Source organism: Streptomyces sp. NPDC086835, assembly GCF_044745705.1.
GTDB lineage: Bacteria > Actinomycetota > Actinomycetes > Streptomycetales > Streptomycetaceae > Streptomyces.
Window position 1 is genome coordinate 59,174 of record NZ_JBIVAU010000008.1, and the last position, 19,640, is coordinate 78,813.

At 71.4% G+C, this 19,640-nt stretch carries 18 protein-coding genes and 1 pseudogene; 10 read left to right on the forward strand and 9 right to left on the reverse strand.

The genetic code is table 11. From position 1 onward, the window contains the following. Window positions 1-16 precede the first annotated feature (16 nt). Window positions 17-1,141: an NADAR family protein gene (locus ACIPJI_RS24530; RefSeq protein ID WP_402248838.1), complete on the forward strand. Its 1,125-nt coding sequence runs from the start codon at window positions 17-19 to the stop codon at window positions 1,139-1,141. Between the two features lie 35 nt (window positions 1,142-1,176). Here the strand turns inward: ACIPJI_RS24530 and ACIPJI_RS24535 are convergent, their stop codons facing one another. Both ACIPJI_RS24535 and ACIPJI_RS24540 read right to left on the reverse strand, forming a co-directional pair. Continuing rightward, on the reverse strand, window positions 1,177-2,436 hold the full coding sequence (locus ACIPJI_RS24535; protein WP_402248840.1) for an MFS transporter: 1,260 nt from the start codon (window positions 2,434-2,436) through the stop codon (window positions 1,177-1,179). 94 nt (window positions 2,437-2,530) lie between these two features. Further along, window positions 2,531-2,876 (reverse strand): annotated as a pseudogene (locus tag ACIPJI_RS24540) (nuclear transport factor 2 family protein). A 126-nt stretch (window positions 2,877-3,002) separates the two neighbouring features. On the opposite strand from ACIPJI_RS24540, the gene ACIPJI_RS24545 reads away from it, so the two are divergent. From ACIPJI_RS24545 to ACIPJI_RS24555, 3 genes are read left to right on the forward strand one after another with little or no spacing between them, the layout of a single operon-like run. Beyond that, window positions 3,003-3,446 carry a hypothetical protein gene (locus ACIPJI_RS24545; RefSeq protein ID WP_402248842.1) on the forward strand — a complete coding sequence of 148 codons (444 nt, stop codon included), beginning with the start codon at window positions 3,003-3,005 and terminating at the stop codon, window positions 3,444-3,446. 44 nt (window positions 3,447-3,490) lie between these two features. Continuing rightward, a complete protein-coding gene (locus ACIPJI_RS24550) occupies window positions 3,491-5,773 on the forward strand; it encodes a hypothetical protein (protein WP_402248844.1) in 2,283 nt (760 codons plus the stop codon). 2 nt (window positions 5,774-5,775) lie between these two features. Beyond that, a complete protein-coding gene (locus tag ACIPJI_RS24555) occupies window positions 5,776-6,450 on the forward strand; it encodes a hypothetical protein (protein ID WP_402248846.1) in 675 nt (224 codons plus the stop codon). Window positions 6,451-6,543: 93 nt separating this feature from the next. Here the strand turns inward: ACIPJI_RS24555 and ACIPJI_RS24560 are convergent, their stop codons facing one another. Next, window positions 6,544-7,380, reverse strand: a complete 837-nt coding sequence (locus ACIPJI_RS24560; RefSeq protein ID WP_402248848.1) for an ABC transporter permease — start codon at window positions 7,378-7,380, stop codon at window positions 6,544-6,546. Then, entirely contained in the window at window positions 7,377-8,285 is a 909-nt protein-coding gene (locus tag ACIPJI_RS24565) for an ABC transporter ATP-binding protein (protein ID WP_402248850.1), read from the reverse strand. Before ACIPJI_RS24565 ends, ACIPJI_RS24560 begins: the two co-directional genes overlap by 4 nt. A gap of 134 nt (window positions 8,286-8,419) precedes the next feature. Between ACIPJI_RS24565 and ACIPJI_RS24570 the strand changes: the two genes are divergently transcribed. The 3 genes from ACIPJI_RS24570 (at window position 8,420) to ACIPJI_RS24580 (ending at window position 10,866) form a co-directional block, all read left to right on the forward strand. After that, entirely contained in the window at window positions 8,420-9,652 is a 1,233-nt protein-coding gene (locus ACIPJI_RS24570; protein WP_402248852.1) for a sensor histidine kinase, read from the forward strand. Beyond that, entirely contained in the window at window positions 9,649-10,305 is a 657-nt protein-coding gene (locus tag ACIPJI_RS24575; RefSeq protein WP_402248853.1) for a response regulator, read from the forward strand. Before ACIPJI_RS24570 ends, ACIPJI_RS24575 begins: the two co-directional genes overlap by 4 nt. Window positions 10,306-10,368: 63 nt before the next feature. Further along, complete coding sequence (locus ACIPJI_RS24580) at window positions 10,369-10,866, forward strand: peptidylprolyl isomerase (protein WP_402248855.1); 498 nt, start codon at window positions 10,369-10,371, stop codon at window positions 10,864-10,866. Between the two features lie 60 nt (window positions 10,867-10,926). Here the strand turns inward: ACIPJI_RS24580 and msrB are convergent, their stop codons facing one another. From msrB to ACIPJI_RS24600, 4 genes are all read right to left on the reverse strand, one after another. Continuing rightward, on the reverse strand, window positions 10,927-11,334 hold the full coding sequence (gene msrB / locus ACIPJI_RS24585; protein WP_402248856.1) for a peptide-methionine (R)-S-oxide reductase MsrB: 408 nt from the start codon (window positions 11,332-11,334) through the stop codon (window positions 10,927-10,929). 13 nt (window positions 11,335-11,347) lie between these two features. Further along, window positions 11,348-12,742 (reverse strand): UDP-N-acetylmuramate--L-alanine ligase, encoded by a 1,395-nt coding sequence (gene murC, locus ACIPJI_RS24590; protein ID WP_402248858.1) that lies wholly within the window; start codon window positions 12,740-12,742, stop codon window positions 11,348-11,350. A gap of 83 nt (window positions 12,743-12,825) precedes the next feature. Continuing rightward, a complete protein-coding gene (locus ACIPJI_RS24595) occupies window positions 12,826-13,296 on the reverse strand; it encodes an indole-3-glycerol phosphate synthase (protein WP_307708935.1) in 471 nt (156 codons plus the stop codon). 152 nt (window positions 13,297-13,448) lie between these two features. Further along, on the reverse strand, window positions 13,449-14,288 hold the full coding sequence (locus tag ACIPJI_RS24600) for a pyrimidine reductase family protein (protein ID WP_402248860.1): 840 nt from the start codon (window positions 14,286-14,288) through the stop codon (window positions 13,449-13,451). Between the two features lie 82 nt (window positions 14,289-14,370). On the opposite strand from ACIPJI_RS24600, the gene zapE reads away from it, so the two are divergent. The 3 genes from zapE (at window position 14,371) to ACIPJI_RS24615 (ending at window position 17,407) form a co-directional block, all read left to right on the forward strand. Beyond that, window positions 14,371-15,453 carry a cell division protein ZapE gene (gene zapE / locus ACIPJI_RS24605; protein WP_402248862.1) on the forward strand — a complete coding sequence of 361 codons (1,083 nt, stop codon included), beginning with the start codon at window positions 14,371-14,373 and terminating at the stop codon, window positions 15,451-15,453. Between the two features lie 35 nt (window positions 15,454-15,488). Continuing rightward, a complete protein-coding gene (locus tag ACIPJI_RS24610) occupies window positions 15,489-15,917 on the forward strand; it encodes an OsmC family protein (protein WP_307708932.1) in 429 nt (142 codons plus the stop codon). Window positions 15,918-16,018: 101 nt separating this feature from the next. Then, entirely contained in the window at window positions 16,019-17,407 is a 1,389-nt protein-coding gene (locus ACIPJI_RS24615) for an alkaline phosphatase PhoX (protein WP_402248864.1), read from the forward strand. Between the two features lie 44 nt (window positions 17,408-17,451). On the opposite strand, the gene ACIPJI_RS24620 is transcribed toward ACIPJI_RS24615, so the two are convergent. Further along, a complete protein-coding gene (locus ACIPJI_RS24620) occupies window positions 17,452-19,536 on the reverse strand; it encodes a SpoIIE family protein phosphatase (RefSeq protein ID WP_402248866.1) in 2,085 nt (694 codons plus the stop codon). Window positions 19,537-19,640: the final 104 nt, after the last annotated feature.

Consider the following 19,640-nt stretch of genomic DNA (forward strand, 5'->3'; position numbering starts at 1 on the left):
ACGACACAATGACGGGATGATCGGCGAACGGATCACCCATCGCACGGCGGACGGCGTCCGCATACCCGGCACCTGGCGGCACGCCTTCATCTGCAACGGTGGCCGGTTCTTCCTCACCGACCTGTTCGTCTTCGCGGACGGACTCGTCGACTGCTGGGGCCTGGTCACCCTCGACGAGTTCGAGGAGAAGCTCCGCAGCGGCTGGGTGGCGACGTCGTTCCCGGAAGGCGCCGACGCGTCGGCCCACGGCCTGGCCGACTGGAAGTTCGCGAGGCCGTACACCTGGGTGACCCCCGAGCTGCTGCTCGCCGAGGTGCGGGACACCGTCGACCAGTTGAACGGCCGCCCCGACTCGACGGCCCGCTGCCTGGCCGCCGTCGACGTCTTCCTCGCCGACAGGACCGAGGAGAACCGGGCCGCGGCCCGCGCCGCTTACCTCGCCATCCCAGAGACGCAGCGCCACTACGCGCTCGGGGACATGGACAGCAAGGACTGGCCGCTCCAGGCGCTGGTCGCCGGGCCGGGCGGCGAGCTCGAGAGCTGGTCCGACGAGCCGGTCACGCAGGAGGACTACGACGAAGCCCTCGCGTACTTCGAGGAGCGGGCCCGATCGATCGCCGAACGCCCTTCGCGTGTCCCGGCGGACGGGCCGGCCACCCCGTACGCACCGGCGATCCACCTGTACCAGACGCACCCGAGGGACCGGGAGAGCGACCCGGGCACGAAGGCCCTGCGCAACGACTACCCGGCGCCCGTCGAGGCCGGCGGGGTCACTTATCCTTCCGTGGCCCACGCCTACTGGGCCCTGTCGGTCGCCGACGACGACGCACGCGCCGCCGTCATGGCGGCCGGCAACCCGTACGCCGCCCAGCGGCTCGCCGCCGAAGCCACCCGCCGCGCGGGCTGGGAACACGCCCGCACGGCCGTCATGACCGGCCTGCTGCGAGCCAAGTACACCCAGCATCCGGACCTGGCCGAGATCCTCCTCGCCACCGGCGACGCGACCCTGATCTACGACGACGCGGCCTCCGGCTTCTGGGGCGACAACGGAGGCCGGGGCCGTAACTGGACGGGCCGCCTGCTGGAGCTCGTCCGCTCCGAACTCCAGGCACACCGGGCCGGCATCCCGCTGCCCGGCTAGGTGGACGTCGCCGGTGACCCTGCCGCCGGGGCGGCTCATGCCTGCCGTTCACCGACCGCGGCGGCCGGCTGTGCGGGGTCTGCCCCCGGGACGCGCCGTGGGAGCAGGAACGGGGTGGCCAGGGCGAGAAGACCGGCGATCGCGATGGCGGCGCGAGGGCTCGTGACGGCGGCCAGCAGGCCCCACAGTCCGGTCAGGGCCGCGATGGTGGCCTTGCTGGTGACCGACCACGCGGACAAGGTGCGCGCGACCCGGTCCGACGGGGTCCGTTCGAGCCGGCAGGTGGCGAACACCGGGTTGAAGACGCCCATACAGGCGATCAGGCCGAACTCGACGGTCATCACGAGCACGAGCCCCGCGACGCCCGGGCCGACGAAGGCCAGCCCGACCGACCAGCACGCTCGTAGCGTCCCGGCGGTGAGCAGGACCCTGTGCTGCCCGAACCGCGCGACGAGTCCATGGGCCAGCCGGGAGCCGATCAGGCCGCCGACGCAAGGCACCGCGAAGGCCAGGCCGTACTGCCACGGCGTGAAACCGAGACGGCCGACCATGAGGACGGCGAGCAGCGGTGAGGTCGCCATGATCAGGCCGTTGACGAGGGTGGTGTTGAGGAACAGCGGGCGCAGCACCGGGTCGGCAAGGATGTGACGCCATCCGGCGAACAGGTCGGCTCCACGGAGCCGTGGCGTTGCATCGGTGCGCGCGGGTCGCGGTTCGCCGCCGCCGATCGCACGGATGCCCAGTGCCGAGAGCAGGTAGCTGACGGCATTGGCCGCCAGGGACGCCACCGGGCCGAACAGGCCCATCACGGCCCCGCCGAGCGGCGGTCCGACGATGGTGGCGGTCCATGTCGTGGCTTCCAGCCGCCCGTTCGCGACGAGCAGGTCCCGCGGCTGTACCAGCGCCTTCAGACACGCGCCGGCGGCCGCGTTGAACGTGATGTCCGCCGCGGCGGCGATGACGGACACGACGAGGAGCTGGGCGAGGCTGAGCGCGCCGAGCACGTACGCGACGGGGATGCTCATCAGGGCCGTGAACCGGAGCAGGTCCATGGCGATCATCACCGGCCGTTTGCGGCGGAACTCCACCCACGGCCCGAGCGGCACCGCGACGGCCACGCCCACCGCCGACCCGGCGGCCGCCAGCAGCGACACCTGCGTGGGCCCGGCGTCCAGGGCCAGGATCGCGATCAGGGCGAACGCGTCGAACGCCAGCCACGTGCCGAACGTGCTGACCCCGTACGCCGCCCACAGCCATCCGAACCGCCTCCCCAGCGACTGCCGCCCGGCCCCCATGCCCCGCTCCCCCGCTCTCCGTCGCCGCGGCCAAGTCCCTGCCCGTCGGTCGCCCACGCGTCCAGGCCCCGCAGGCCGGCACCGAGTGGCCCGGTCAGCGTGAGGACACCAGACAGGCGTCGGCGATCTCCTTCGCGTCCCGGTAGAAGGGTCGGACTTCGCAGAGCCGTCCGTCCTCGCCCCTGACCTGCTGGAGGATCGGGAACTGCAGCTCCCGTCCGGTGGCACGGGCTCTCGCTCTCACCTGGGTGAGAACCGCCGCGGTCGAGAAAGAACCGCCCCAAGCCCTCGTGCCCGCGCCACGTTCCGCCGTGGGGCAGGGTACCCGCCTGATGCAAGGTGACATCGGGCGCGAAGAACGGCGCCAGCAGGTCGAACGAGGCCCTTCCCGGGCCTCCGGCCGCGAGGTACTCCGCCTCGGCCCGGGTCGATTGTGGGATCTTCGTGAATGTCTCCGCGGCGGCGCCGTCCGCCGGTCCCTTTGCACTCGGCAATTGACTACGGTGGGCCCTGTACGGTCATGCAACGACACAACAGATCATCAAGAGACACGGCGGGGGCCAACCATGGCATGGGACGAGTGGGAGCAGGCCAAAGCCGCTTCCCCTGCGTCGGGTTCGACGCAAACACGGCTCAATCAGCTGGCCTCGTCCGGCTCCGGTGGTACCGACCTGACCGTTTACGACGATGTGCTCGGCAAACTGGGTGACATGGCCCGCTCGCTGCACGGGCAGCTGGCGACCGACGGCGACCACGCCCGCGTAGCCACCTTCGAGGCGTCCAACGACCTCTTCAACAGCGGTCTCGACATGGGTGCCGGTCTTCTCGAGGTGCACGACGCCTGGAACACCAAGCTCCGCACCCTCAGGGAAGCCTGCGGCCACATCTCCAACCACCTCGACCACTCGCGCTCCACGCACGGGGCGGAGGAGAAGAAGATCGTGCTGGGGATGCAGGACGCCGGCGGCAAGACGATGACCGTGTCGCGCATCTACGACCAGTTCAAGTAGATCCGCAGCACACCACGAGGGCAACGGGGAATCGGGAACACGACATGGTGACGTGCCAGGAACTGCAGGACCTGAATTTCGGCAAGCTGAACACAGCGGTCACGCAGTGGAAGCAGATGCTGGACAAACTCGTCCTTCTCGCCGACGGGGGCGACGGCGGTATCAACGCGGCCGACTTCGAGCGCAAGGCCACCGCCGCGGACTGGAAGGGCGACAACGCCACCGTCACCAAGGAGTTCACCACCACGACGGCTCGCCAGTTCGACGACATGGTCACCGAGGCACGCAGCATCCACAAGATCCTTCAGGAAGCCGCCACGAACCTGAAGAAGAACCAGGACGACCTGAAGGCCGCCATCGACAAGTGGGCCAAGCAGTGGATCTACATCGACGCCAAGGGCGCCGCGATGTACTCCGGCCCGCCACGTGAGGTCGAGGGCGGGCCCAAGGAGCAGCCGAGCCAGGAAGTCGTCGACAGTGCGGCGGCCGAGATCGCGAAGATCCTGGAGGCGGCGAACGAGACCGACCGGATCGCCGCGCGGGCGCTGCGCAAGCACGCCGAGAGCAAGTACGACTTCGACGAGAAGGGCTACAGCGGGCTCAAGGACGCCGACCGCCGGCAGGGCATCGAGGACGCCGACGCCATGGTCAAGCTCGCGGGCAAGGGCGACCAGTTGACCGACGCGGAGCTGAAGCGGTTCAACGAGATCGCGAAGTACCATCGCGACAATCCGGCCTTCGCCGAGCGGTTCGCGACCAAGCTGGGCGCCGACGGCACACTCGAGTTCTGGCGCAGCATCGCCGACCCGGGCCAGGGACGCACGCCCGAACCGGGCAGCGACCGCGCGAAGATCCTCGCCAAGGTCCAGGACAACCTCGGCATCACCCTCGCCAACGCCAGCCGGTCCGATTCCCCTGAGATGCAGCAGTGGAAGGACCGGATGATCGAACTGGGCGACGACCACATCAAGTCCAGCAGCGGCATCCCCAGCGCACCGTACGGCTTCAAGGTCCTCGGCCCCCTGATGACCGAGGGAAAGTGGGACACCGACTTCCTCAACAAGTACGGCACCCGGCTGCTCGAGTTCGAGCGCAAGTCGGACGACCCCGTACTGGGCGGCCCGGACCAGCTCTGGAACAGCCACTTCGACCCGGCGCAGCTCTCCTACCCGCCCGGCGCCACGAAGCCGGAGAGCGACCCGGTCGCCGACTTGATGGAAGCACTCGGCCACAACCCCGAGGCGTCCTTGGAGTTCTTCAACGGATCGTCCGGCAAGGGCGACGACGCGATGAGCAACTGGGACTACCTCGTCGAGAAGGGCGGCGACGGCGCACGCGCGTGGCCGACCGACGAGGACGGCAGGACGACCGGGTTCAAGAACCTCGGCCACGCCCTGGAAGCGGGGACGCTCGGGTACGCGTACGACGACAAGACCCCGTCGATCCCGCCCCTCGACAGCGCGGACGCCATCGCCGCCCGCGAGGAGCGCACCCTCCTCATGGACCGGGTCGTGGACCACTACACGTCGGCCGACGTCATCGACAAGCAGGACGGCATCCGCGACAGCCTGGCCAACATGGCGGCCGGCCACATCGACAGCCTCAACTACTCCATGGCCGACTGGGGCGGCACCGGAGCAGCCTCGGGCAGGGACGGCCTGTACAACTCCGAGGAGCAGCGCCTGCGCGACTTCGGTGAGACGGGCAGCAAGAACTTCCTGCGGGCGCTGGCCTCCGACGAGGGCTCGTACGAGACGGTCGCCACCGCCCAGCAGGTCTACGGCACGAGTTCGATGGCCGCCCAGGGCAACCAGTCGGACGCGCTGGACGCCGGTGTGAACAGCGCGAGGATGCACGGTCTGCTGGACCAGGCCCGGGCCGAGGCGATCGGCAAGGAGTTCGCCGACGACAAGGACAAGCGCAACCTCGAACTGGAGAAGCAGGGCGAGTGGCGCAAGTTCGCGGCCGAGGCCGCGGTCGGCGTGGGCGTCGGCGCGGCCACCGCGCTGATCGTCCCCACCGGCCCGCTGGCGATGGTCGCCGTCCCGCTGGCCATCGAGACGGTCGGCGGGGCCATCAACACGCAGGTCTCCACGGACACCATGCAGTGGCTGAAGGACCACGAGTTCGACAACTTCGACGACTCGGTCGCGGGCATCGACAAGGCGAAGTACGACGGAAGCAGAAACGCCATGACACCGCTCCTGAACTACGCCGAGGCGCAGGGAATGAGTGACGACGACATCCGGAAACTGGCCGAGCGTGCCGAGGGGCGGTACAACGACGGCGGCCGGCTCGGCGGCACCGAAGCCGCGCGGGGGTGGTGACCGTGGGACGGCGGCTCACGGCGGTCGCCCTGGCCGTTGTTCTGCTCGGGGCGGGTGCCTGCACCGCCGGCGAGGACGGCGGCAAGGAGGACCCGCCCCCGGCCACCGCAGACGCTTCCGCCTGCGACGCGCTGCTGGGCGACGCCGGGACGGCGTGGCTGAAGGACCGCACGGGCGGCACGTCCCGTCCGGAGCCCGGCGACGATCTGGAGAAGGCACGCTCGCTGTTCCACCGGCAGGTGGGGAACTGGGGCCCCGCCGACGGCGGAGCCCGTACGTTCCTCAGGGCGGACCTCTGCCGGGCGACCGGCGGCGCCGGGCTGTTCGAGCTGCGGTACGGGCCCTCCTACTTCCCCTTCGACCAGCGCTTCGACAAGGCGTCGGACGTCAGCCCCGCGCAGACCGTGACCGAGGTCAACTCCGACGTCAGGCTGGTCCATGGGAAGGACGCCGACGGAGCGACGCGCTACCGCGTGTACGTGCGGTGCAAGATCGCCGGCACACCCGCGCAGCAGGAGAGCGAGGTCCCGATCGAGGGGCTGATGACGGACACGCTCACCGGTGACACCGACGCCCGGGCGCATCTGACTCATCTGCTGCACTCCGCCAAGGTCGTGGCGGACGCCTTCGACTGTGTGAACAAGCCGGTGGTGCCCGAGGAGCCGCCTGCCGCTTAGCGGAGCCCCACCCGCTCCTGTGACTGCCGGGTGGGCCCGGCCGCGGCCGGGCCGGCCCGCCGGGCGTCGGACGGTCAGGTCACGGCCTACGGCTCACTGGTCGCGGCGGTGCACCGTCGTCACCGCCACCGCGGCCGCCGCGAGCGCCCAGAGCGCGTACACGGTCCACGCCCCGACGGCTGTCCACGGGTACGGGACCGCGCCCGGGTCGTACGGGCTGTCGCCGAGGCGCATCCAGGCCACGTAGGGCATGGCGTGGGCGAGGACGGCCGACCAGTGGCGGTCCTCGCCGAGGACGAGGGGAAGCAGCAGCAGGAGCAGGACGCTGCCCACGACCGCGCCCGCGCCGTGCCGGATCAGCGTGCCGAGCGCGGCGCCGACGAGTGCGGCCACCGGGGCCAGCAGCGCCGAGGCGACGACCAGGCGCGGTGCGCCCGGGTGGTCGAGGGAGACGCCGGCGTCCTCGGTGGACAGGATCGCCTGGGTGGCGGCGAACGACACCGCGGTGACGATCGCGCCGAAAACGGTCATGACCGCCGCTACGACACAGACCTTGGCCGCCATCACCGACCGGCGGGCGGGGACGGCCGCGAACGTGGTGCGGATGAGCCCGGTGCTGTACTCGCCGGTGACCGCGAGCGCGCCGAACGCGCCGGTCGCGAGCATCATCACCGTGCTCGCGTCGGTGGTGAAGGCGTGCATCAGCGGGATGCCGTCGGCGATGAACTTCTCCGCGTACCCCGGCTCGTCCGGCCAGTACCGGACGTTGTCCCAGGCCTTGCCCACGTTGAACGCGAGGACCGTCAGCGCGGCGACCAGCAGACTCCAGCCGGTGGATCGCAGCGACCACAGTTTGAGCCACTCGGCGGCGGCGAGATCGAGGAAGCGGGCGCGGGGTTCCGCCGTGTGTGGTGCGAGGGCGGTGGTCATCGGGTCTCTCCTGCCGCGTACTCGACGCTGTCGGCGGTGAGTTCCATGAAGGCATCCTCCAGTGACGCGCTGCGGGTGGTGACCTCGTGCAGCAGGATCCGGTGGTCGAGGGCGAGTTCGCCGATGCGTGCCGCCGGCACCCCGGTGACGGTCAGCACGCCGCCGTCCACGCGGACGGTCGCTCCCTCGCCGGTGAGCAGTGCCGCCAGCCGGTCGCGGTCCGGGGTGCGGACGGTGACGCCGGAGCCGCTCCCCCGTGCGGCGAAGTCGGTGAGGCTCTCGGCGGCGATGAGCTCGCCCCGGCCGATGACGACGAGTTCGTCGGCGGTGTGCTCCATCTCGGACATCAGGTGGCTGGAGACGAACACCGTGCGTCCTTCGGCGGCGAGTTCCCGGAAGAGCCCGCGCACCCACTTCACGCCTTCCGGGTCGAGCCCGTTGAGCGGCTCGTCGAAGAGCAGCACCGGCGGATCGCCGAGCAACGCTCCGGCGATCCCGAGCCGTTGCCGCATCCCGAGGGAGTAGCCGCCGATCCGCCGCCGCGCGACGCCGGCGAGTCCGACCTGTTCCAGGACCGTCCCGACCCGTGCGCGCGGGATGCGGTTGGACCGGGCGAGCGCCGTCAGATGGGCGGCCGCGCTGCGCCCGCCGTGCACCTGGCCCGCCTCGAGCAGCGCCCCCACGTGCCGCAGTCCTCGCGGCCTGTCCCGGAAGGGCCGGCCGTCGACGGTGACCGTGCCGGTGGTGGGGGCGTGCAGGCCCAGCACCATCCGCAACGTGGTGCTCTTGCCGGAGCCGTTGGGGCCGAGGAACCCGGTGACCCGGCCCGGACGCACGGTGAACGTCAGGTCCTTCACGGCCGTCGTCCCGCCGTAACGCTTCGTCAGTTCGTTGACCTCGATCATGCGGCCAACGCTCCCTGGGCCGGACCGTGTCCGGCATCGGACCGGGGCGGGCATTCTCGGCGGCGCCGCGTCGACCGTGGTCGTACACCCACGGTCCGATTCCGGGCCGTAGGGCTTCCGTCTACGATCACGCCATGTCCGCGACACCGCGTTCCCCCTTGTCCGAGGGCACTTGGCCCCCGAAGCCGTGGTGGAACGCGCCGCCCGGTGTCTGGACGGCACTGGCCTGGTGCGCGGGCCTGGTCTTCACGTTCCTCGTCCGGCTCCGGCTGCCGGGCGAGGAGGAGCCCCTGGTACTGGCCGGAGTGGTCTTCTACCGCTGGGACGGCCTGACCTTCCTTGCGCTGGCGACTGCCCTGGCGCTGGACGGCAGCCGTCTGCTGAGCCGCCGGCCGCTCGCCGCGGTCGGCCGGCTGCTGGCCGCGGCGGTGCTGGGGACGATTCCGCTGAGCGTGGGCGAGATCCCGCTGGCCCAGTTCCTGGCCGTCGACGTCGCGTTGTACTTCGTCGCTGCCGCCCGGTCGCGCCGGACCAGCCGTATCGCCGTCACCATGGCGCTCGCAGTGCTGGCCGGCTTTCTGGCCACGCGGTGGCTGAGCGGCTGGAACACGGGCACCTCCGCCGAGCTGGCGGTGGCCCTGACGGCTGTCGTCGCCTGGCTCATGGGCACGTCCGCGCACGAGTCCCGGGCCCACGCGGAGCAACTGCGCGAGCGCAGCACCGCCCAGGCGGTCACCGACGAGCGACTGCGCATCGCACGGGAGTTGCACGACATGGTCGCGCACAGCATCGGCATCATCGCCCTCCAGGCGGGCGCGGCCCGGCGCGTCATCGACAGCCGGCCCGAGCGGGCCAGGGAGGCGCTGGGCGAGGTGGAGACCACCAGCCGGGAGACGCTGGCGGGCCTGCGGCGGATGCTCGGCGCGCTCCGCGAGGCGGAGCTCGTCGAGGGCGGCCGACAGGACGGGGCGGCCGGGACGCCGGGGCTCGCGGACCTGGAGGGGCTGGCGGCCGCGACCACAGCGGCGGGCGTCCGGGTCGAGGTGCGCCGGGTGGGCGATCAGCGGCCGTTGCCGCCGGAGGTCGACCTGTCGGCGTACCGCATCGTCCAGGAGTCGGTGACGAACGTGGTGCGCCATGCGGGCATCCGTTCCTGCCGGGTGACCGTCGAGCAGCGGGAGGACGAGCTGTCGATCGAGGTCGTCGACGACGGCCGGGGCCACGGCGCGACGGCGGACACCGGGTACGGCCTGGTCGGGATGCGGGAACGGGTGGGCCTGCTGCACGGCGACTTCTCCGCCGGCCCGCGCCCCGGCGGCGGGTTCCGGGTCGCCGCCCGGCTGCCCGTGCCCGCAGGTGTCCGATGAGCATCAGGGTCGTACTCGCCGACGACCAGCCTCTGGTCCGGGCGGCGCTGCGGATGGTGATCACCGAGGCCGAGGGCATGGAGGTGGTCGGCGAGGCCCGTGACGGCGCGGAGGCCGTCGCACTGGCCGCGGAGCTGCGCCCCGATGTGGTCGTCATGGACATCCGGATGCCCGGCACGGACGGCATCGAGGCGACACGTCAGATCGTCGAACGGCTCGACGGGACGCATGTGATCGTTCTGACGACGTTCGACGACGACGATTACGTGTACGGCGCGCTGCGCGCCGGGGCGGCCGGCTTCCTGGTCAAGGACATGGCTCTGGACGACATCCTCGCGGCGGTGCGGGTGGTGGCCGCCGGCGACGGTCTCATCGCCCCCGCCGTGACCCGCCGGCTGATCCGCGAGTTCGCCGGGCGCCCCGCCGGCAGCGGACAAAAGCGGGAGCTCACCGGCATCACCGACCGCGAACGGGAGGTGCTGACGCTGGTGGGGAGCGGCCTGTCCAACAGTGAGATCGCCGAGACCCTGTTCATCAGCGTCGCCACGGCCAAGACGTACGTGACCCGTCTGCTCTCCAAGCTCGACGCCAGGGACCGGGTGCGGCTGGTCATCATCGCGTACGAGACGGGTCTGGTGTCGGCGTCCGGATGAGCTCGGGCGCCGATCGGAGGGGCGGATGTGCATCAGGGTGGCCCCGGATGTCAGGATGAAATAATGGCCAACAACGTTTTCTTCGACATCACCATCAACGACCAGCCCGCGGGCCGGATCGTCTTCGAACTCTTCGACGACGTGGTCCCCCGGACCGCCAAGAACTTCCGTGAGCTCGCCACCGGCGAGCACGGCTACGGCTACGAGGGCTCCTCCTTCCACCGCGTCATCCCCGACTTCATGCTCCAGGGCGGCGACTTCACCGCCGGCAACGGCACGGGGGGCCGCAGCATCTACGGCGAGAAGTTCGCCGACGAGAACTTCCAGCTCAAGCACACCAAGCCCGGCCAGCTCTCCATGGCCAACGCGGGACCGAACACCAACGGCTCGCAGTTCTTCATCACGACCATCGTCACCGACTGGCTCGACAACAAGCACGTCGTCTTCGGCGAGGTCGTCGAGGGCATGGACGTCGTGAAGAAGATCGAGGGCCTGGGTTCGCGCTCCGGCACCCCCTCGGCCAAGATCACCATCGCCAAGTCGGGTGTCGTCGGGGGCTGACCCCTTCGCACACACAACAGGGCCCGTCGGCGTGTGCCGACGGGCCCTGTGCCGTTCACCTCACGACTCGTCCGGCTCCAGACGCAGCGAGATCGAGTTGATGCAGTACCGCTGGTCGGTCGGGGTCGGATAGCCCTCGCCCTCGAAGACGTGGCCCAGGTGCGATCCGCACCGCGCGCAGCGCACCTCGGTGCGGACCATGCCGTGGGAGCTGTCGGGGACCAGCTCGACCGCGTCCGTGTCCTTCGGGTCGTAGAACGACGGCCAGCCGCAGTGGGACTCGAACTTGGTGTCGGAGCGGAACAGCTCCGCACCGCACGCCCGGCACGAGTAGACGCCGGCCGTCCTGGTGTCCGTGTACTCGCCGACGAAGGCGGGCTCGGTCCCTGCCTGGCGCAGCACCGCGTACTCGCCCGGGGTCAGTTCCGCACGCCACTGCTCGTCCGGCTTCTCGACGTCGTACGCCATGAAACGCGCCTCCTCAGCTCGACAGGCGGGCCAGGATGTCCGGACCGAGGTCCGTGACGTCGCCCGCGCCCATGGTGAGAACGAGATCGCCGGGCTTCGCCATTCCCGCGATCACCTCGGGGACGGCCGCCTTGTCACTGACGGCCGTGACCTCCGCGCCGGCGGCGCGCGCCGCGTCGATGATCAGCTCGCTGGTGATGCCGGGGATCGGGTCCTCACGGGCCGGATAGATGTCGAGGACGACCGAGGCGTCCGCGAGGGCCAGCGCCTGTCCCATCTCGGTGCCCAGTTCCTGGGTGCGCGAGAACAGGTGGGGCTGGAAGACGACCAGCAGCCGGGATCCGGCCGCCGCGCCGCGCATGGCCTCGAGGTCCGCGGTCATCTCCGTCGGGTGGTGCGCGTACGAGTCGATGACCTGGACGCCCGCCGCCTCGCCCTTGAGCTGCAGGCGGCGCTTGACGCCGGTGTACGCGCCGATCGCGGAGGCCAGGTTGTGCGCCGGGATGCCGAGGGCGACACCGGCGGCGAGCGCCGCCACCGCGTTGAGCGCGTAGTGGCGGCCGGGGACGGAGACCGTGAAGGTGAGCAGGCGGCCGTCCAGCAGGACGGTGACCTCGCTGGTCAGCCCGCGCGGGGTGATCTTGTGGACGCGGACGTCCGCGGTCTCCGACTCGCCGTAGGTGACGATCTTCACCGAGGAGCGGTCGCGGACCTTGGCCGTGAGTTCGACCGCTCCGGCCTGGTCGGCGGAGATCACCAGCGTGCCGCCGGGGACGATCTTGCCGGCGAAGGTCTCGAAGGATTCGTAGATCTCGTCCATCGAGGCGTAGTTGGCGTGGTGGTCCAGCTCCACGTTGAGGACGATCGCGACCTCGGGGTCGTACTTCTGGAAGCTGCGGTCGCTCTCGTCCGCCTCCGCCACGAAGATGTCGCCGTCGCCGTGCCGCGCGTTGGTGCCGGGCCCGGCGAGGTCGCCGCCGATCGCGTACGAGGGGTCGAGACCCAGCTCGGTCAGGGCGACGGCGAGCATCGACGTCGTGGTCGTCTTGCCATGGGTGCCCGCGACGGCGATCGAGCGCAGGCCGGTCATCAGGGAGGCGAGCGCGTCGGAGCGGTGCACGACCGGCACGGACAGCTCGGCCGCGCGCACCAGCTCCGGGTTGTCGGCGCGGATGGCGCTGGAGACGACGACGCTGGTGGCGTCGTCGGCGAGGTGCTCCGCCGCGTGCCCGATGTGCACGGTGACACCGAGGGCGCGCAGGGCCTCGGCGGTCGCCGACTCCTTGGCGTCGCTGCCTGCGACCTTCGCGCCGCGCCGGGCGAGGATCTTGGCGATGCCCGACATGCCGGCTCCGCCGATGCCGATGAAGTGCGGGCGTTCCATCGCGCCAGGGACGGCGGGTGCCATGGTCTTCTCTCCCCAAGATGTACGACTACGTGCGGCTGCCCACCCTATTGCCTGCGGCCCTCCGCTCCGGACCCGCTCGCCGCTCACTCGCTGTGCGCGAAGAGCTTGAGCACCGGCACGCCCACCTTGTGCCGGGCTCTGGAGGCCCAGTCGCGGTGGAAGAACTCCTCCACGTAGTGCGGCTCGGTCAGGACGATCACCTCGTCGGCGTCCGCCTCGTCGACCACCGACTTCAGCTTGTCCAGCGGGCGGTCCTCCACCAGGTGGCCGACCGCCTCGCAGCCGGCCGCGCGCAGGGCGGCCAGCGAGTGTTCCAGTGCGCGCTGCGCGGGCGCCTTGGCCTCCGCGCCCTCGGGCTCCTCGCCCTCCCGTACCGCGTCCTTCAGATCACCGATCGCCACGTCGTCGATGGCGCGCAGCAGGACGTCGGCCTGATCACCACGCGGCTGCATCAGCACGATGAACGAGGCGCCTTCCTCCCCGTGCAGCGTGGTGACGAATTCCACGTCCTCCGAGGTCAGGGGCTTCTCGATCATCAATACGCTTGTGAACACCTCAGGAGCCCTTCTGCGGAAACTGCGGAAACCGTCCTTCCCCGTGCCCGCACGGGGTGCGCATTCAAGTGTGCCCGCCCGGGGCTAAGCGGAACGGAACATTCCGCTAATTGCCCGAAGTCGCCTTCGAAGCCACCTCGGACGCCACCGGCTCAAAGCCGCCGGTACCGCGTGAACAGGAAGCCCGCCTCCTCCAATACGGAATCCAGTGCGAACCGCGTGGGATCCGGCAGCACCGGTCCCCCGGCGATGCGCTGGGCGTCCCCCACCGTCATCGTCGGCGACACCGTCAGGCACAGCTCATCCAGTACCCCGGCGGCGGCGAACTGACCCAGCATCCTCGGGCCGCCCTCCGTCAGCAGCCGCACGAGGCCGCGCTCCGCGAGCGCGTGCACCGCCCTGGCCGGTTCCACACCCGGCCCGTCACCCGCGACGACGACCTCCGCTCCGGCCCGCTCCGCCGCCCGGACCCGCTCCGGGGAGGCCGCCGCTCCGGTCAGCAGCAGCGTCGGCACCAGCGGCTCGGTGAACAGCGGCAGCGAGAAGTCGAGATCCAGCGAGGCGCTGACCACCGCGATCGCCGGAGCGGGGCCCTGACCGGCGGCGGCCCTGCGCGCGGCGAAGGCGTCACGGGCACGGGCGGGCCGGTAGCCCTCCGTGCGCACCGTCTCCGCGCCCACCACCACGGCGTCGGCCAGGCCCCGCAGGGTTCCGAAGATCCGCATGTCGGCGTCGGAGGAGATCGGCTGCGAGCGGCCGTCGTGCTGGGCCGCGCCGTCGAGGGAGGAGACCATGTTCGCGCGCAGCCACACGCCGGCGCCGGCGCTGCGCGCCTCGGCCGCTCCCGGCCCGGCGCTGCCGTGGGCATCGCCCTCGCCGCCCGCGGCGGGGCCCCGCTCGGGGTACGCGTAGGCGTCGGCGAGGTCGTCCAGCGACCACTCCCGGTCGCCGGCTGCGGTTGTCTGGTCGGTCACAGGGAACAGGCGTCGCATACGGTGCAGTCTGGCACGCGGACCCCGCCCCGGCCGGGGCACCCGGGGCCCCGGCCAAGATCCGCGGAGCAGGCCCTTAGAGTTGGTTACTGTGCCGACCAGCCCGATAGCCGAAGCCGTTCCCCTGTCGCTGTGCGCCCGCGAGCCCCACGTCCCGGCCGACCGCCTGGTCGCCGAGATGGTGCCGCCGCCGCGCTTCGACTCGGTCCGCTTCGAGACGTACGTGCCCGACCCGAACCAGCCCAGCCAGACCGAGGCGGTCAAGGTGCTGGACGGCTTCGCCGCGGGCCTCGGCACGGCGCACCCCGCCGGCGGCGGGAAGCGGCGCTGGTTCGCCAGGAAGGCGGCGGCGGCTCCGGCCGGCCCCCGCGGTGTCTACCTCGACGGCGGGTACGGCGTCGGCAAGACGCACCTGCTCGCGTCACTGTGGCACGCCACCCCGGCGGACCCCTCGCTCAAGGCGTTCGGCACGTTCGTCGAGCTGACCAACCTCGTCGGGGCGCTCGGCTTCCAGCAGACCGTGCAGACCCTGAGCGGGCACCGGCTGCTGTGCATCGACGAATTCGAACTGGACGATCCGGGCGACACCGTCCTCGTCTCCACGCTGCTCGGCAGGCTGGTCGACGCCGGCGTGGCGCTGGCGGCGACCTCCAACACACTGCCGGGCAAGCTCGGCGAGGGACGCTTCGCGGCCGCCGACTTCCTGCGGGAGATCCAGGGCCTGTCCGCGCACTTCCGCCCGCTGCGGATCGACGGCGAGGACTACCGTCACCGCGGGCTTCCCGAGGCCCCTCCCCCGTACTCGGACGAGCAGGTCACCAAGGCCGCGTACGCCACGAAGGACGCGTCCCTCGACGACTTCCCGAATCTGCTGGAGCATCTCGCGAAGGTGCACCCCAGCCGCTACGGAGCGCTGACCGACGGGCTGCGGGCCGTGTGCCTCACCGACGTCCGGCCCGTGCCCGACCAGTCGACCGCACTGCGGCTGGTCGTGCTCGCCGACCGGCTCTACGACCGGGAGGTGCCGGTGCTCGCCTCCGGCCTGCCGTTCGACCAGCTCTTCAGTGACGAGATGCTGAACGGCGGCTACCGGAAGAAGTACTTCCGGGCGATCTCCCGGCTCACCGCGCTGGCACGCGACGCGAAGGCCTTGGTGGCGCAGTAGGTTTGGGGCCGTAACCCGATCTGAAGGGAACCATCATGGCCACCACGCGTCAGGCTCACAACGTCTGGGAAGGCAGTCTCCTCGAGGGCAAGGGTGTCGTCACCCTGGACTCGTCCGGCATCGGCGAGTACCCGGTCACCTGGGCCGCCCGGACCGAGCCCGCCGAGAGCGGCAGGACCAGCCCGGAGGAACTGATCGCGGCCGCGCACTCCAGCTGCTTCAACATGGCCTTCTCGCACGCCCTCGCCGGCGCCGGCAACCCGCCGGCCCGCCTGGAGACCAAGGCCGAGGTGACCTTCCAGCCGGGTGAGGGCATCACCGGCATCCACCTCACCGTCGAGGGCCAGGTACCCGGCCTCGACGAGGCCGCCTTCGTCAAGGCCGCCGAGGACGCCAAGGCGAACTGCCCGGTCAGCCAGGCCCTTACCGGCACGACGATCACCGTCTCGGCGTCGCTCGTCTAACACACCGACACCTCGAGGCACAGGGGCCCGCACGGTTACATGTCGGGTTTTCTGCGTGATACACACGTGCGGGTCACCTGTCCTCCCCCATCGCCTTCGGCATGGGGGTGCCCCCAGCAGGGAGTTGCCTCATGTCTGCAACACGACGTCAAGTCCTGGCCGGCACCGGTGCGGTCGGCGCCGGGATCCTCTTCAGCGGTGCGTTCTCCGAGCTCTTCGCCGGCACCGCGGCCGCCCGTGGACACGCCGGGTACGGCCCGCTCGTCCCCGACCCCGACGGTCTGCTCGATCTGCCCAGAGGCTTCAGCTACAAGGTCCTGTCCCGTGAGGGCGAACCACTGCTCTCCGGCGAGGGACGCGTCCCCGGCAACCACGACGGTATGGCCGCGTTCGCCGGCCGCCGCGGACGGATCCACCTCGTCCGCAACCACGAGAACCGGCACACCGGCAGGATCGGCGTGCCCACCGTCCAGGGCCTGACCTACGACCCGGCCGCCAAGGGCGGTTGCACCGTGCTCGAACTGGACAGCCGGGGCGACGTCCGCTCCGAGCGGGTCGCCATCGCCGGCACCGCCGTCAACTGCGCCGGTGGGCCCACACCTTGGAACACCTGGCTGACCTGCGAGGAGAACGAGGACCGGGCCGGCACCAACGGCTACACCAAGGACCACGGCTTCATCTTCGAGGTCGACGGCGCCGATCCGCACCGCACCGGCGCCGTGCCGCTCACCGCGATGGGCCGCTTCCAGCACGAGGCGATCGCCGTCGACCCGCGGACCGGGATCGTCTACGAGACGGAGGACGCCTTCCAGCGCCCCTTCGGCCTCTTCTACCGGTTCCTGCCGAACAAGCCGCTGGGCGGCACCGGTTCGCTCCGCGCGGGCGGCGCACTCGAGGCGATGCGGGTGCCCGGCGTGCCGGACCTGTCGCGGATCCAGGAGACCGGCGCGTCGTTCGACGGGGTCGAATGGGTGCCCGTGCCGGACAGCCAGGCGAAGCAAACGCCCATCAGGCTCCAGGACTTCGGGCCGAAGGGCATCACCCACGCGCAGAAGCTGGAGGGCTGCTACTGGGGCGGGAGGTCGGTGTACTTCGTGTCCAGCTACGCCCGCAGTTCGGAGGGGTCCGCCGGAGACCACTTCGGTCAGGTGTGGAAGTACGAACCGCACCGGCGGCGCCTCACCCTGGTCATCGTCTTCGGCCCCGACACGGACGTCCAACTGCCCGGCGAGTCCCCCGACAACATCTGCCTGGCGCCCAGCGGCGGCCTGATGGTGTGCGAGGACGGCGGCGGCGAGCAGTACGTGTACGGCGTCACCCGGCGCGGCAAGGTCTACCCGGCGGCCAGGAACGCGCAGAACATCGGAACGCCGGAGGACCCCGAGTACGGCGAGTTCGCCGGCGTCGCGTTCTCGCCGGACGGGGAGACGATGTATGTGAACTGCTACACGCCCGGCACGACGTTCGCGGTCACCGGACCGTGGTCCTGAACGGCACGGTCCCCGGCCCCGCGCGGGGCTGAGGCCCGCCGGAGTCAGTCCGGTGGCGGCAAGGGCTGTTCGGTCCACAGGACCTTGCCGCCGCCGGCGTAGCGGGTGCCCCAGTTCGCGGCGAGTTCCGAGACGATGAACAGTCCCCGCCCGCCCTCGTCGACCGTGCGGGCGTGGCGCAGGTGCGGGGAGACCGAACTGGCGTCGTGCACCTCGCAGGTGAGCGTGTCGCCGCGGATGATCCGCAGCCGCAGCGGCGGCGTGCCGTAGCGCACGGCGTTGGTCACCAGTTCGCTGACGATCAGCTCGGTGCCGAAGGTCGTCCCGTCGTCGATGCCCCAGGCGCCGAGGAGATCACGGGCGAAGGTCCTCGCGAGGGCCGGTGCCGTCGGCTCGTGCGGCAGTTCCAGCTCGGCCACATGGTCCGCGACGACACTGCCCGTACGCGCGAGGAGCAGTGCGACCCCTTCCGGGCCCGCGTCCGCCGGCAGGGTGTAGGCGACGGCGTCGCAGAGTTCCGCGAGCTCGTGGTCCGGGTGGGCGAGGGCCTTCCTGGCGGGCCTCGCGAGGGTCCCGTCCTGCTCGAGCCCGCCGGTGAAGAAGGCGAGCAGGCTGCCCTCTTCGAGGGTGACGGTGGTGACCGCGCACGGCGCGGTGTCGAAGGAGCCGAGCTGCGGCCCCTCGGCCACGTCGGGTGTCGAGGCGCTGCCGTCCGGACGGACGACGAGCGGAGCCGGGTGTCCGGCGCGCGCGACGGCGCAGACGCGGGTGAACGGGTCGTACACGGCGTAGGTGCAGGTGGCCGTCAGCGGCTGCCGGTGCAGCGGGTCCCCCGGCGGCAGCGCCGCGCGTTCCCGGGCCAGCCGGTTGGCGGTGTCGTTGAGCCTGGCCAGCAGTTCGTCGGGCTCGAGGTCCAGGGCGGCGAGCGCGTTGATGACCATGCGCAACTGGCCCATCGCCGCTGCGGCCTCGATGCCCTCCCCACTGACGTTGCCCACGACCAGCGCCGTCCGGGCCCCGGAGAGGCCGATCGTGTCGAACCAGCAGCCGCTCCTGGTCCCGGACAGATACAGGTGCGCGGTCTCGACGGCCGGTCCCGCGGCGGTCCTCGGCGGCAGCAGGCGGCGCTGGACGGTGGAGGCGACGGTGTGGTCGTACTCGTACCTGCGGGCGTTGTCGATGCTGAGCGCGGTGTGGGCGGCCAGGCTGAGCACCAGCGTCCGGTCCGCCTCCTCGAAAGGCTCGGCGTCCTCGCACCGGTAGAGGGTGACCAGCCCGAGCGGGGCGCCCCGCACCGACAGCGGCGCCACGACCATGGAACGGGCGCCGGACGCGCGGATCGCCCGGGCGAGGCCGGGGTCCGCCCTCAGCCAGGGCGCGTCCCGGTCCAGGGCGACGAGCCGCGGCTGGAAGTCGGCGAGCACCCTGCCGTACGGCGTGAGGTCGGGCAGACCCCGCACGTCGCCCACCGGCCGCGCCGGCACCGCGGCCTCGTCGCAACTGCGGAAGGCGGCACGCCGGAGCGGCACGTCCCGCTCCGGCGGGCCGGCGAGGGGGACGGTGCCGCGCAGTACGTCGTCCAGCACGTCGACCACGGCGATGTCGGCGTACGCCGGTACGACGGCGGAGGCGAACGCCTCCGCCGTCGCCGTCACGTCCAGGGTCCGGCCCACGGCCTCCCGCACCGCGGCGAGGGCGGCCTTGCGCCGGCGGGCCTTCTCACGCTGGGTGACGTCGGCCATGCAGGCCAGCACCCGCCCGAGTGAACGGCCGCGGGAGTCGTCGAGGCGGTAGGCCTGCATGAGGAAGCGGCGCGCGGGGCCCTCGTCGTCGACGCGGCGCCCGCTGAACACCTGTTCCGTCGCCGGCCTGCCGCTGATGAGGACTTCCCGGAGCAGGCTCTCCGCCGTGTGCGGCTCGTCGAGCCGGTAGACCTCGGTGAACGGCCGGCCCAGGAAGGCGCCCGCGACGTCCGCCGCCGCGTCCGGGCCGTCGGCCCGGACCACGGTCAGCTGGTCGTCGAGCACATGGAGGGCACCCGACGACCTGGCGAACAGCACCTCCAGAAGGGCCGCGGCAAGGGTGTCCTGCGCGGGTGGGGCGTGGTTCGGGGCGTCGGCATCCGACACGGTTTCACCACCTTCGGACGCTGCTCACGACAGCGCGGCCTGCTATGCGGGTCCGGACCACGCCAAGCTAAGCGCAATCCCCGGGCCGAGCACCTTTTCCTCTG